Source organism: Microbacterium sp. zg-Y625, from assembly GCF_030246925.1.
GTDB classification, from domain to species: domain Bacteria; phylum Actinomycetota; class Actinomycetes; order Actinomycetales; family Microbacteriaceae; genus Microbacterium; species Microbacterium jiangjiandongii.
This window is the reverse complement of record NZ_CP126740.1, coordinates 901,552-915,473: the sequence shown is the minus strand read 5'-3', so window position 1 is coordinate 915,473 and position 13,922 is coordinate 901,552. Positions and strand designations below refer to the sequence as shown.

Annotated in this window: 11 protein-coding genes; 8 read left to right on the top strand and 3 right to left on the bottom strand. The window is 70.3% G+C overall.

The window, feature by feature from the left end:
* Positions 1–16: 16 nt before the first annotated feature.
* Positions 17–1,321: a M50 family metallopeptidase gene (locus QNO14_RS04045; protein WP_257506808.1), complete on the bottom strand. Its 1,305-nt coding sequence runs from the start codon at positions 1,319–1,321 to the stop codon at positions 17–19.
* Between the two features lie 77 nt (positions 1,322–1,398).
* On the opposite strand from QNO14_RS04045, the gene QNO14_RS04040 reads away from it, so the two are divergent.
* From QNO14_RS04040 to pflA, 7 genes are all read left to right on the top strand, one after another.
* On the top strand, positions 1,399–1,974 hold the full coding sequence (locus QNO14_RS04040; RefSeq protein WP_257506807.1) for a hypothetical protein: 576 nt from the start codon (positions 1,399–1,401) through the stop codon (positions 1,972–1,974).
* Positions 1,975–2,040: 66 nt separating this feature from the next.
* Positions 2,041–2,724, top strand: coding sequence for a YcnI family protein (locus QNO14_RS04035; RefSeq protein ID WP_257506806.1), 684 nt, complete (start codon positions 2,041–2,043; stop codon positions 2,722–2,724).
* Positions 2,725–2,931: 207 nt separating this feature from the next.
* Positions 2,932–4,311: a glutamate decarboxylase gene (gene gad / locus QNO14_RS04030; protein WP_257495021.1), complete on the top strand. Its 1,380-nt coding sequence runs from the start codon at positions 2,932–2,934 to the stop codon at positions 4,309–4,311.
* A gap of 9 nt (positions 4,312–4,320) precedes the next feature.
* Positions 4,321–5,913: a glutamate/gamma-aminobutyrate antiporter GadC gene (gene gadC, locus QNO14_RS04025; protein WP_257506805.1), complete on the top strand. Its 1,593-nt coding sequence runs from the start codon at positions 4,321–4,323 to the stop codon at positions 5,911–5,913.
* Positions 5,914–6,013: 100 nt separating this feature from the next.
* Positions 6,014–7,633, top strand: coding sequence for a Mur ligase family protein (locus QNO14_RS04020; RefSeq protein WP_257506804.1), 1,620 nt, complete (start codon positions 6,014–6,016; stop codon positions 7,631–7,633).
* 223 nt (positions 7,634–7,856) lie between these two features.
* A complete protein-coding gene (gene pflB, locus QNO14_RS04015; RefSeq protein ID WP_257506803.1) occupies positions 7,857–10,130 on the top strand; it encodes a formate C-acetyltransferase in 2,274 nt (757 codons plus the stop codon).
* A 5-nt stretch (positions 10,131–10,135) separates the two neighbouring features.
* On the top strand, positions 10,136–10,948 hold the full coding sequence (gene pflA, locus QNO14_RS04010) for a pyruvate formate-lyase-activating protein (RefSeq protein WP_374114009.1): 813 nt from the start codon (positions 10,136–10,138) through the stop codon (positions 10,946–10,948).
* On the opposite strand, the gene dxr is transcribed toward pflA, so the two are convergent.
* Together dxr and QNO14_RS04000 are read right to left on the bottom strand one after the other, a co-directional pair.
* Positions 10,942–12,027, bottom strand: a complete 1,086-nt coding sequence (gene dxr / locus QNO14_RS04005) for a 1-deoxy-D-xylulose-5-phosphate reductoisomerase (protein ID WP_257506802.1) — start codon at positions 12,025–12,027, stop codon at positions 10,942–10,944. The genes pflA and dxr overlap by 7 nt on opposite strands.
* A gap of 16 nt (positions 12,028–12,043) precedes the next feature.
* Positions 12,044–12,997 carry an FKBP-type peptidyl-prolyl cis-trans isomerase gene (locus QNO14_RS04000; protein WP_257506801.1) on the bottom strand — a complete coding sequence of 318 codons (954 nt, stop codon included), beginning with the start codon at positions 12,995–12,997 and terminating at the stop codon, positions 12,044–12,046.
* 83 nt (positions 12,998–13,080) lie between these two features.
* On the opposite strand from QNO14_RS04000, the gene QNO14_RS03995 reads away from it, so the two are divergent.
* Positions 13,081–13,896, top strand: a complete 816-nt coding sequence (locus QNO14_RS03995; RefSeq protein WP_257495174.1) for a lysophospholipid acyltransferase family protein — start codon at positions 13,081–13,083, stop codon at positions 13,894–13,896.
* The last annotated feature ends 26 nt before the right edge of the window (positions 13,897–13,922 follow it).

Here is a 13,922-nt window from a genome sequence, read left to right as displayed (position 1 = left end):
GGTCCCCGAGACGGGGTCAGCCGAAGACGGAGATCGGGTTGAACACGTCGGCGAGGATCAGGATGCCGCCCATCCCGATCATCAGCACGACCACCGCGAACGTCGCCGGCACCAGACGTGCGGTGTCGACCGGGCGGGGCGGCGGCCGGCGGAAGATCTTCGCGACCAGGCGCTTCAGTCCGTCCCACAGGGCCACCGCGACGTGCCCGCCGTCCAGGGGCAGCAGCGGGACGAGGTTGAACACGAACAGGGCGAGGTTCAGCGACGCCAGCAGCCCCAGCAGCCCCGACACCCGGTTGAGCACCGGCGCGTCGATCGCGGCGACCTCACCGGCGATGCGCCCTGCGCCGACGACCGACAAGGGTCCGTCGGGGTCGCGCTCACCGCCGGTGAACAGCGCCACCGCGGTGTCGTAGACCCGCACCGGCAGCTGCACGATGACCCCGGCGACGCGCTGCACACTGTCGACCGTCATCTCGGCGCCGGCCCAGATCGGCTGCGGCACGTACTCCGAGCGCGCGGTCATGCCCACCATGCCGACCTCGGCGGTGGTCACCTGTCCGTCGGCGTCGACGATCTCCCGCTCGGTGAGCGCCGGGGTCACCTGAAGCGTGCGGGTCTCGCCGTCCCGTTCGATCACGACGGGGAGGGTCTCGCCGGGCGAGTCCTGGATGATCTGCGACGCCTCGGCGAAGGTCTCCACCGGCACGCCGTCGACGGACACGAGCACGTCGCCGGGGAGGATGCCGGCGGCAGCCGCGGGCGCGGCCGGGTCGTCCGCGGTGCACTCGGACTGCGCGGACGCACCCGACACGAGGCACTCGCTGACGCCGGCGATCGTGGTGGTGGCGGTCTGCACGCCGATGCCGCTGAGCATGATCGTGAACAGCACGAGGGCCAGCAGCAGGTTCATCAGCGGACCGCCGAGCATGATGATGATGCGCTTGTAGACGGGAAGCCGGTAGAACAGCCGGTCCTCGGCGACGTCGGTCATCGTCTCGGCGTTGGCGGCGCGGGCGTCCTGCACCATGGTGGCGAAGAGCCCGCCACCGGCACGGCCACCGCGCTCCGCCGCGGCAGGGGACGGCGGGTACATGCCCGACATCGAGATGTAGCCGCCGAGCGGGATCGCCTTGAACCCGTACTCCGTCTCGCCGCGCCGGCGCGACCACAGCGTGGGACCGAAGCCGATCATGTACTGGCCGACGTGCACGCCGAACTTCTTCGCGGGCACCAGGTGGCCCAGCTCGTGGAGCGCGATCGAGACGGCCAGTCCCACGACGAGGACGAGCACTCCGATGACGAAGGCGATGACGGTCACAGCGGGTCAGGCTACCGCCACCGCCTTTGAATTCGCCGTGGCGCGCCTGCACCGTACGCTGATCCGGGGAGGCGGGCATGACGACACGACAAGCGCGCACGCTGCGCGGCGCGACCGCTGCCGGCGTCGCGACACTCGTCGCCGCCACGGCCCACACCCTCTCCGGCGGCGGCGCTCCCGACCCCTTGCTCGTCCTGGCCGTCGCCTGCCTCGCCACGCCTCCCGCCGTGCTGCTCTCCGGCGGCCGTTCATCGCTCTGGCGTACCGCGCTGGTCGTCGCCGCCGCGCAGGCCCTGTTCCACGGCGCGTTCGCGCTCGCCGGCGACGCCCGCGCGCTCCCGGGCGGCGGGCACGCGCACCATCACACCGGCGACATCGTCGCTTCCGCCGTCGGGACGGTCACACCCGTCGACCCCATGCCGCTCGGCCACCTCGTCGCCGCTGTGGTGACGATCGCGGCCCTGCGCCACGGCGAGCGCCTGCTGCGGCGGCTGGGCCGCGGCATCCTGCGTCTGACGTCTCGGCGCCTGCCCGCTCTGCGGCCGCTGCCGGCCGCGCCGACCGCGCCGACCGCGCACTGCGCCCGCCTGCGCCCTCGCCGCCCCACCCCCTCCCCTCTCTCCCGACGGGGTCCGCCGGTCTCCGCCCGCTGACACCCCCGGCGCTACGCGCCACCTTCGCCGACGGCGCCCGCCGTCCCCCGAATCGAGAGAGCTCTCATGACCACCATCACCCCGGCACGCCGTCGCGCGCGCCTGACCGCCGGCGTGCTCGCCGGCACCGCGCTGGCCCTGGCCGCCCCCCTGGCGGCGAGCGCGCACGTCCACGTCGACCCCGCCGATGCCACGGCCGGCGGATCGACCGTGCTGACCTTCTCGTCCAGCCACGGCTGCGACGCGTCGCCGACCACCGGCTTCACGATCGACATCCCCGAGGGCGTCGCCGGCATCGCGCCGCACGCGCAGGCGGGCTGGACGATCGAGCGGGTCGGCGCCGACACCGGCGTGCCGACGCACGTCGTCTTCACCGCCGACGCACCCATCGAGTCGGGGCTGCTGACGACCGTCTCGATGCAGGTGACGTTCGCCGACGACCTCGCCGGCGAGCAGGTGGCCTTCCCCGTGCTGCAGGAGTGCGTCGATGGATCGACCGCCTGGGCGGACATCGCCGAAGAGGGTCAGGACCCGCACGACCTCGACGCCCCCGCGCCGGTGGTCACCGTGGGCGACGCGACGGACGAGGCCCACGGCGGTCACGGCGAGGACGCGGCGACCGACGAGGCGGCAGCCGATGCCGGCGACGACTCGGCGCTGCCCATCGCGCTGGGAGCGGGCGGCCTCACCCTCGGCGCCGCGGGCCTGGCAGCGGGCCTCGTCGCCCTGCGCCGCACCCGCCGCAGCTGATCCGGCAGGGGCGTCGCCGCACGCCCGACGGCGCCCCTGCACGTCCTCGATACGACAGCGACAGCCGCCCGCCACGAGGCCTCTTGTCCGACCGCGGCCCGCGGCGTAACTTCCCCCCCAGATGCGGACCGAACTGCACCGCAGCTCGTGTTTCGCATTCGCGGCCCGCACACCGCGGGCGCCGGACATCGAGGATGGGAGCGGCTGATGAGCACAGCGAACACCGGGGACGAGGAACTCACCCCCCGATTTGCACGACCCGGCGAGGCATCCGTCGCCGCCCGGCACGTCATCCCGCAGCAGGAGTCGCTGCCCGACACCGCCAAGCAGATCGTCGACGACGAGACGATGCTGGACGGCAACTCCCGGCTGAATCTCGCGACCTTCGTGGGCACGTGGATGGACGACGACGCCAAGCAGGTGTACGAGGCGTCCTTCGACAAGAACATGATCGACAAGGACGAGTACCCCCAGACCGCCGCCATCGAGGACAACTGCTGGCACATGCTGGCGAATCTGTGGAACGCGCCGGACGCCTCGCGGAGCATCGGCACCTCCACCATCGGCTCGTCCGAGGCCTGCATGCTCGGCGGACTCGCCTTCAAGCGGCGCTGGCAGCAGTCGCGTCGTGCCGCGGGCAAGGACACCGCCAAGCCGAATCTCGTGATGTCGTCCGCGGTGCAGGTGTGCTGGGAGAAGTTCTGCAACTACTTCGACGTCGAGCCTCGCTTCGTTCCCATCAGCCTCGAGCACAAGACGCTCGACGGGTACGACCTGGAGAAGTACGTCGATGAGAACACGATCGGCGTCGTCGCGATCATGGGCGTCACCTACACCGGCATGTATGAGCCGGTGGCCGAGATCGCCAAGGCCCTCGACGAGATCCAGGCCAAGACCGGCCTGGACATCCCCATCCACGTCGACGGCGCCTCCGGCGCCATGATCGCCCCGTTCCTGCAGCCCGATCTGGTGTGGGACTTCCGTCTCGAGCGGGTGCACTCCATCAGCACGTCGGGCCACAAGTACGGCCTGGTCTACCCGGGCCTCGGCTGGGTCGTCTGGCGCGACACGCAGTGGCTGCCCGAGGACCTCGTGTTCAAGGTGAGCTACCTGGGCGGGGAGATGCCGACGTTCGCGCTGAACTTCTCACGCCCCGGCGCGCAGGTGCTGCTGCAGTACTACATGTTCCTCCGGCTCGGATTCGAGGGATACCGCGCCGTGCAGCAGGCCTCGCAGGACGTCGCGAAGTACCTGTCGGCCGGCATCGCGAAGATCGACGCGTTCGAACTGTGGAACGACGGCAGCGACATCCCGGTGTTCGCCTGGTACCTCAAGGAGGGGCACACCAAGAACTGGAACCTCTACCATCTGCAGGACCGTCTGCGCATGAAGGGCTGGCTCGTTCCGGCGTATCCCATGCCGGATGATCTGGCCGATCTCACCGTGCAGCGCATCGTGGTGCGCAACGGCCTGAGCATGGATCTCGCCGCCGAGCTGCTCGGCGACATCGAGACCGAGACCGCGTACCTCGACGCCCTCGAGTCGGCCATGCCCGTCGAGGGCCAGCACCCCGCGTTCCACCACTAGGCGGCAGCCATGTCGACCAACGCAACGAACCAAGCGACGGATGCCGCGAAGGCGGCATCCAACCATCCGCTCACCTCGCACAAGGCCGTCACCGCCTTCCTCGGAGTCGGCCAGCTCGCGATGCTGACGCTCGTGGTGGTCGCGAGCCTGCGCTCGCTCCCCGCGATGGCGGTCTACGGGCTCGGCAGCGTCACGCTCTACATCATCCCGGCCATCTTCTTCCTCATCCCCACGGCGCTGGTCGCCGCGGAGCTGGCGACGGGATGGAAGGGCGGCGTCTACGTCTGGGTGCGTGAGGCGTTCGGCAACAGATGGGGGTTCACGGCGGTCTGGCTGCAGTGGATCCAGAACGTGGTGTGGTACCCGACGCAGATCGCCTTCATCGCGGCGGCCCTCGCGTTCGTGTTCCTCGATCCCTCGCTGTCGAACTCCGGGCTGTACACCGCGATCATCATCCTGACGCTCTACTGGGGATCCACGCTGATCACCCTGCGCGGCGGCAACCTGTTCGCCAAGCTCGGATCGTGGGGCGGCATCCTCGGCACCCTGCTGCCGGCGGTGCTGCTCATCGTGTTCGGGTTCATCTGGCTCGGCACCGGGGAGAGGAGCGAGACCTCGCTGGAGCCCTCGGCCGTCATCCCGCCGTTCACCGGGATCGCCTCGATCGTGCTGATCGTGTCGAACGTGCTCGCCTACGCGGGCATGGAGGTCAACGCGGTACACGTGAACCAGATGAAGGACCCGGGGCGCGGGTATCCGCGGTCGGTGCTGCTGGCGTCGATCCTCATCCTGCTCGTGTTCATCCTGCCGACGCTTGCGATCTCGATCGCCGTGCCGGAAAAAGACCTCGGGCTCACGAACGGCATCATGCTCGCGTTCCAGGCCTACTTCGACAAGTGGGATCTGGGGTGGGCGACGGCGGTCGTGTCGGCGCTCATCGCCGCCGGCGCACTGGCCTCGGTGATCACCTGGATCGCCGGTCCGTCGAAGGGCCTGCTCGCCGCGGCAGAGACCGGGCTGCTGCCGCCCGCCCTGCAGAAGCGGAACAAGGCGGGCGTGCAGTCCGGCATCCTCATGCTGCAGGGCACCATCGTGACGCTCCTGGCGGCGATCTTCGTGATCGTGCCGAACGTGAGTGCGGCGTTCGTCGCGCTCATCGACATGGCGGCGGCGCTGTACCTGATCATGTACATGCTGATGTTCGCGGCGGCGATCGTGCTGCGACGCAAGGAGCCGAACGTCAAGCGCGCCTACCGGGTGCCGGCGATGAACCTCGTCGCCGGGGTCGGCTTCGTCGCGTGCCTCTTGGCGTTCGTGCTGGCCTTCGTCCCGCCCGACGGGTTCACCGCGTTCCCGGTCGCGGCGTATCCGTGGATCGTGGGCCTGGTCATCGTCGTGCTCGGCGGACCTCCCTTGGTCTTCTACGCGCTGCGCAAGCCGAGCTGGGATCGTCGGAGCCCGGCGGAGAAGGCCCTGCACGGCACGCACGACGAGGATGAGGCTGCGGGCGGCACGACCGCGTCTCCGGCGGCCGGCTCGACGCCCCCGCCGTCGACACGCTCGGGGCCCCGGTCCGGCGGAGCCCCGCCTCCATCCGCCTGAGCTCGGCAGTGATCTGCGGTCGCGGGGCAGCATCCCGCGACCGCAGATCTGCGCGCACGGTGGGGTCTCGACCACGCTGGATGAGAGGATGGGAAATGCCATGCCCACCGATGCCCCCACCAATCTCCCGCCCGTCCTGCGCCCGGAGCACCCGCCGGTGCGCGCGCTCGACGAACTCGCCCGCCGCTTCGGCGTCGACGTCCGCGGCGACGTCGCCGGAGTGAGCCTGTCGGGCATCACCCTCGCCACCGCCGACCTCCGACCCGGCGAGGCGTTCGTGGCCATCCGCGGCGCGGCCCGCCACGGTGCGGAGTTCGCCCGCGCGGCTGCCGAGAAGGGCGCCGTCGCGATCGTCACCGACGCGGCCGGGGCCGACATCGCCGCCGACGCCGGGCTGCCGATCGTCGTCGTTGACGACCCGCGTGCGATGCTCGGCGACCTGTCGGCCTGGGTATACGGCACCGGTCCCGACGACGACCTGCCCCTGCTGTTCGCCACGACCGGTACCAACGGCAAGACGAGCGTGTCGCACCTGCTGGAAGGCATGCTCGAGCAGGTCGGCGCCGTCACGGGCCTGTCGTCGACGGCGGAACGTCACATCGCCGGCCAGGTGATCGTGTCGCGGCTGACGACCCCCGAGGCATCCGAGTTCCACGCCCTCCTCGCGCTCATGCGCGAGCGCGGCGTCGAGGCCGTCGCCGTCGAGGTGTCGGCGCAGGCGCTGTCGCGTCACCGCGTGGACGGCATCGTGTTCGACGTCGCGGCGTTCACGAACCTCACCCATGACCACCTCGACGACTACGCCGACATGCGGGAGTACTTCGAGGCGAAGCTGCCGCTGTTCCGCGCCGACCGGTCGCGCCGCGCGGTCGTCTCCCTCGACTCGGCGCCGGGCGCCGAGGTCGTCGCCCGGTGCGAGGTGCCGTGCACGACCGTCGGCACGCCCGACATCGCCGCCGACCCGCAGGTCGCAGCAGGCGCCGACTGGATCGTCGAGATCGTCGACGAGCGCCAGTCCGGCACCGAGTTCCGCCTCACCGGTCCCGACGGTCGATCGCTGCAGACGACGGTTCCGGTCATCGGCCGGCACATGGCGGCCAACGCGGCGCTCGCCATCGTCATGATGCTCGAGGGCGGCTACGCCTGGGAGACCATCACCGCCGCGCTCGAGCGAGACGGCGGCATCCGGGCGCATCTCCCCGGCCGCACCCAGCTCGTCTCGGGTGACCGCGGCCCTGCGGTGTACGTCGACTTCGGGCACTCCCCCGATGCGTTCGAGAAGACCCTCGCGGCCGTGCGCCGGGTGACCCCGGGCAGGGTGCTCATGCTCTTCGGCGCCGACGGCGACCGGGATGCCACGAAGCGCCATGACATGGGACGCACCGCCGTGCTTGGCAGCGACATCCTCGTCATCACCGACCACCACCCGCGCTACGAGGACCCCGACTCGATCCGGGCGACCCTCATCGAGGGCGCGCGCCTGGCTCGGCCTGACGCCGAGATCCACGAGTACTCGCCGCCCGAGCGTGCGATCGTCGAGGCTGTGAAGCTGGTGGGTGAGGGCGACGCGATCCTCTGGGCCGGTCCCGGTCACCAGGACTACCGCGACATCCGCGGGCAGCGCACACCGTACTCGGCGCGGGAGCTCGCTCGCCGCGCCCTCCGCGACGCGGGGTGGCCGGTGCCCGAGCCGAGCTGGCCCGTTCCGTACGCGGACTGACGGCCCGGAGAACCGCTCGCGCCGACCCCGGCGCAAGAGACACCGGCCGTGCATATCCCCGTTTGTGGTCAGACCACATGCAATGCGGCCCGGGCGCCGAATTTCTTATGCGTCTCCTGCATACCCTGCAGCTGTGGTCAGACCACGCCGTATCCTTGAGGTACGCCTCGAAGGGTCCCGACGAGACCCGCACGGCGATCACTCGCAGAGGATTGAGGAAACGATGACCACGGTCACTCCCCCCACGCAGCTTTCCGGCGCCGACGCCATGCCCGAGGCCTGGGAAGGATTCACTCCCGGCCCTTGGCAGGACGACATCGACGTCCGCGGATTCATCCAGGCCAACTACACCCCCTATACCGGTGACGCCGCGTTCCTCACGGGCGCGACCGAGCGCACCGAGCGGGTGTGGCAGACCCTCATGGGGATGTTCCCCGAAGAGCGCGAGCGCGGCGTCTACGACGTCGACAACCACACGCCCGCCGGCATCACCGCCCACGCCCCCGGCTACATCGCCGAGGACGACGAGCTGATCGTCGGCCTGCAGACCGACGCGCCGCTCAAGCGCGCCATCATGCCGTACGGCGGATGGCGCATGGTCAAGGGCGCACTGGAGACCTACGGCTACGAGATCGACCCGGTGCTCGAGAAGATCTTCACCACCTACCGCAAGACGCACAACGACGGCGTGTTCGACGTGTACCCGCCGGCCGTCCGCCGCGCCCGCAGCAGCCACATCATCACCGGGCTGCCGGATGCCTATGGTCGCGGTCGCATCATCGGCGACTACCGCCGCGTGGCGCTGTACGGCACCGACGCGCTCATCGCAGGCAAGAAGACCGAGCGCGCAGAGCTCGACATGCACTTCTCCTCCGAGGAGATCATCCGCCAGCGCGAGGAGAACGCCGAGCAGATCCGCGCCCTCCAGGAGCTCGCCGAGATGGCCGCCTCGTACGGGTACGACATCACCCGTCCCGCCGCGACGGCCCGCGAGGCGATCCAGTGGCTGTACTTCGCCTACCTCGGTGCGGTGAAGGAGCAGAACGGCGCCGCGATGAGCTTCGGGCGCAACACCGCCTTCCTCGACATCTACATCGAGCGCGACCTGGCGCGCGGCATCCTCACCGAGGAGGACGTGCAGGAGCTCGTCGACGACCTCGTCATCAAGCTGCGCATCGTGCGGTTCCTGCGCACCCCCGAGTACGACGCGCTGTTCTCCGGCGACCCCACCTGGGTCACCGAGTCCATCGGCGGCATCGGCGAGGACGGGCGCACGCTCGTCACCAAGACCGCGTTCCGCTTCCTGCAGACGCTCTACAACCTGGGTCCTGCGCCCGAGCCGAACCTGACGGTGCTGTGGAGCGACGACCTGCCCAAGGGCTTCAAGGAGTTCTGCGCGAAGGTCTCCATCGACACCTCGTCGATCCAGTACGAGTCCGACGCCCACATCCGCGCCCTCTGCGGCGACGACGCGGCCATCGCCTGCTGCGTGTCGCCGATGGCCGTCGGCAAGCAGATGCAGTTCTTCGGCGCTCGCGTCAACCTCGCCAAGACGCTGCTGTACGCCATCAACGGCGGACGCGACGAGGTCAGCGGCAAGCAGATCACGCCCCTGCTGCCGGCGGTCACCGGTGACGTACTGGAGTACGACGACGTGCGGGAGAAGTTCCGCACGACGATGGAGTGGCTGGCCGAGACCTACGTCGACGCGCTCAACTGCATCCACTACATGCACGATAAGTACGCCTACGAGCGTCTCGAGATGGCGCTGCACGACCGCGAGGTGCTGCGCACCATGGCCTGCGGCATCGCGGGCCTGTCGGTGGCCGCGGACTCGCTGTCGGCGATCAAGTACGCCACGGTGCGCCCCGTGCGCGACGAGTCGGGTCTGGTCGTGGACTACGAAGTGGAGGGCGAGTACCCCTGCTTCGGCAATGACGACGACCGCGTCGACGCGATCGCCCGCGACCTCGTCACCGAGTTCATGGAGATGCTGCGCCGCCACCCCACCTACCGGAACGCGGTGCACACCCAGTCGGTGCTGACCATCACGTCCAACGTCGTCTACGGCAAGAAGACGGGGAACACCCCCGACGGACGCCGCGCCGGTCAGCCGTTCGCCCCTGGTGCCAACCCGATGAACGGGCGCGACACCCACGGCATGCTGGCCGCGGCCCTCTCGGTCGCCAAGCTCCCCTTCGAGCAGGCGCAGGACGGTATCTCGCTCACCACCACGGTGGTCCCGGCCGGCCTCGGCCGCACCGAGGAGGAGCGGGTGCACAACCTGGTGGGCCTCCTCGACGCCCAGATGGTCTCGGGCGGTTACCACCTCAACGTCAACGTGCTCACGCGCGAGACGCTGGAGGATGCCATGGAGCACCCCGAGAACTACCCGCAGCTGACCATCCGTGTCTCCGGATACGCGGTCAACTTCGTGCGACTGACCCGCGAGCAGCAGCTCGACGTCATCAGCCGCACGTTCCACACGGGAATCTGACTCCCGTGTCCGCCATCCTGGTGCCGGCGCCCGATGCCGCACGCCCTGACTCCGACGGACGTCACGCCCACCTCGAAGCCGTGCGGGCGGGTCGCGTCGCGAGCGTGCACTCCTGGGAGCTCGTCACTTCCGTGGACGGTCCCGGCACCAGGATGACCCTCTTCCTCGCGGGCTGCCCGTTGCGCTGCCAGTACTGCCACAACCCCGACACGTGGCAGCAGCGCGACGGCATCCCGACCGAGATCGACGATGTGCTGGCCCGATTGCGCCGGTACCTGCCCGTGTTCAAGGCCACCGGCGGGGGGCTCACCATCTCGGGCGGCGAGCCGATGCAGCAGCCGGCGTTCGTGACGCGACTGGCCCGCGAGGCGAAGGAGCTCGGCATCCATGTCGCCCTCGACACCTCGGGCAACCTCGGACGCAACGCCTCCGACGCCCTCCTGGACGACCTCGGCATGGTGCTGCTGGACGTGAAGTCGGGCCTGCCGGACACGTACCGCGAGGTGACCGGCCGCGAGCTGCAGCCGACGATCGACTTCGGTGACCGCCTGGCGGCCAAGGGCGTGCCGGTGTGGATCCGGTTCGTCCTCGTTCCGGGTCTGACCGACGCCCCCGACAACGTCGAGGCCGTGGCTGACATCGTCGAGCGCTGGCCGAACGTCGCGCGCGTCGAGGTGCTGCCCTTCCACCAGATGGGCACGTCGAAGTGGGAGCGCCTGGGCATCGACTACACCCTGGCCGACGTGCAGCCGCCCGATGCGGACCTCGTCGAGAGCGTGCGCGATCGCTTCCGCGCGCGGGGGCTTCAGACCTACTGAGCCGCCGCGATCAGTCCGTCGGCGGTGCGTCGGGCCCATTCCTCCGCCTCCGCGAGGCTCTCGCGCGAAAGCGCCGAGGGTGCCTCGTGCCGGTCGACGACCGCGCGCACCGTGTCGACGATGTCCGTGAAGCCGAGCCGACCCTCGTGGAACGCGTCGACGGCCTGCTCGTTGGCGGCGTTGAACACGGCGGGGTACGTGCCGCCGATGCGCCCCACCTGCTTGGCCAGCGCCACGGCGGGGAAGGCACGCTCGTCCAGCGGCTCGAACGTCCAGGTGGTCGCGGTGGTCCAGTCCAGCGGCCGACCGACGCCCGGCACCCGGTGCGGCCAGTCCAGACCCAGCGAGATGGGAAGGCGCATGTCCGGCGGCGACGCCTGGGCGATCGTGGAGCCGTCGACGAACTCGACCATCGAGTGCACGATCGACTGCGGGTGCACCACGACGTCGATGTCGGCGTAGTCGACGCCGAACAGCAGGTGGGCCTCGATGACCTCGAGGCCCTTGTTGACGAGCGTCGCGGAGTTCGTGGTGACCACCCGCCCCATGTCCCACGTCGGGTGGGCGAGCGCCTGGGCGGGCGTGACGGATGCCAGCTCGTCGCGGGTGCGGCCGCGGAACGGCCCGCCCGACGCGGTGAGCACGAGCCGGCGCACCTCGCCGCGCTCCCCCGAGCGCAGCGCCTGGGCGATGGCGGAGTGCTCGGAGTCCACCGGCACGATCTGCCCAGGGGCGGCGAGCGCGGTGACGAGGTCGCCGCCGACGATGAGCGACTCCTTGTTCGCCAGGGCCAGGGTGCGGCCCGCCTCGAGGGCGGCGATGGTCGGCCCGAGACCCACGGAGCCCGTGATGCCGTTGAGCACCACGTCGGCTTCCACGTCGCGCACCAGCTGCTCGGCCTCGGCGGCCCCGAGCGCCGTGTGCTCGACGTGGAACTCCTCCGCCTGGCGCGCCAGTGCGTCGCGCTGGGAACCGGCCGACAGGCCCACGACCTCGAACCGGCCCGGATGGGCGCGGATGACGTCGAGGGCCTGAGTGCCGATGGAGCCGGTGGAGCCGAGGATGAGAACGCGTCGCACGCGCCTCAGCCTACGGTCACGGGGTCGCCGCGGGCTTGATGTCGAGGATGTCGATGACGAAGACGAGGGTCTGGCCGACGAGGTCCTGCTCGTTGATCTCGCCCTCGCCGTACGCGACGGCCGGCGGAAGCACCGCGATGACCTGTGAACCGACCTTCTGACCGACCAGCGCGTCGCCGAAGCCCTTCACGACCGCGGTCGTGGGGAAGGCGGTGGGGCCCCTGCCCCAGCTCTGGTCGAACACCTCGCCGGTGTTCCACGACACTCCCTGGTACTGCACCTCGACGTTGTCGCCCTCGGCGACGGTGTCACCGTCACCCTCCTTGAGCACGGCGAGCTGATACTCGGTCGGCGCGTCGCCCTCGGGAAGCGTCACCGTGGGCGCGCCGCTCTCATCGAGTTCGACCGTGGGCATGCCCTCGACCGGCTCCTGCTCCTCGCCCCACGCGGCGCTGGGGACGATCTCGAGCAGGTCCATGACGTACACCTGGGCTGCGGTGCCGCTGGCGTCGTCTGCGGGCAGGGCGACCGCCACGCGCGTGCCGACCGTGGCGCAGCCGAGGAACTGCCCGATCCCCGTCTGTGCGCCGATCTGCTGGACGGGCATCTCCCCCTCGACGTAGCCGATCGCACCCATTTCGGTGGCGGTCTCGGCATCCAGCCCCACGAAGGCGACGTTGACGTAGTCACCCTCCGAGACCCTGTCGCCGTCACCCTCGACGAGCACCGACGTCTCCATCTCTTCGATCTCCAGCGGGGCGGAGAAGCTGACGGTGGGCGGTTCGCCCACGGGCCCCTCGGCCTTGACGGCATCCGACGCCGCACCGGCGTCGAGCTGCGCGTCGCAGAGGGCGGACGAATCCGCGGCCTCGGTCTCGGACTCGGCGGGATCCGCGGAACCCGTGCATCCCGCGAGGAGGACCACCGAAACGGCGGCGACGGACAGGGCGGCGAGCGGGCGGAAGCGCACGGGGATCCTCACGGAGAGAGAAAGGGGGACCCGGCCATCCTCCCGCACTCTCCTTTGCCGTGGCTGGGAACCTCCCGGACGGCATGCCCGAGCGCGCATGCGAACGGGAGTACCCTCGACGGGTGACCGCCCAGCCCCCTGCATCCCCCGAGCAGACGAGCGACGCCACGGAGGTGCCCGGAGTCGGGCTCACCTACGTCGTCGGGCGCTGGATCATCGCCCCGCTGGCGCGCCTGTTCTACCGGCCGCGCATCGAGGGGCGCAAGAACGTGCCGCGCAAGGGCCCGGTGATCCTTGCGAGCAACCACCTGTCGTTCATCGATTCGTTCGTGATCCCGATGGCGTCGCCGCGCGCCGTCCGCTTCCTCGCCAAGGCGAGCTACTTCGAGGGCAAGGGGCTCAAGGGGTGGTTCGCCCGTGAGTTCTTCTACGCGGTCGGCGCCTTCCCGGTGCAGCGGGGGGCTGGCCAGGCGGCGCTCGACGCGCTCGATCAGCAGAAGCGCATGCTCGAGGCGGGATGGGCGACCGCCCTATACCCCGAGGGCACCCGCTCGCTGGACGGGCGCCTGTACAAGGGACGCACCGGTGTGGCGTTCCTGGCCCTGCAGACCGGAGCGCCCGTCGTTCCCGTGGGTCTCGTCGGCACGAACGAGGCGATGCCGGTGGGCGCGAAGTTCCCGCGGTTGCGCCCGCGCGTGACCGTGCGCTTCGGGGAGCCGATCGATCTGTCGCACCACGGCGCGGCATCCTCGGGGCGCGCCCGGCGCCTGGCGACGGATGAGATCATGGCGGCCATCCACGCCCTGTCGGGTCAGGAGCTCGCGAACGCGTACAACGAGGCGCCCGCGCAGAACGCGGTGGAGCGCATCAAGCAGGTTCTGCCGCACGAGCGTCGCTGACCCGCCCGCTCCCGAGTGAGTATTCA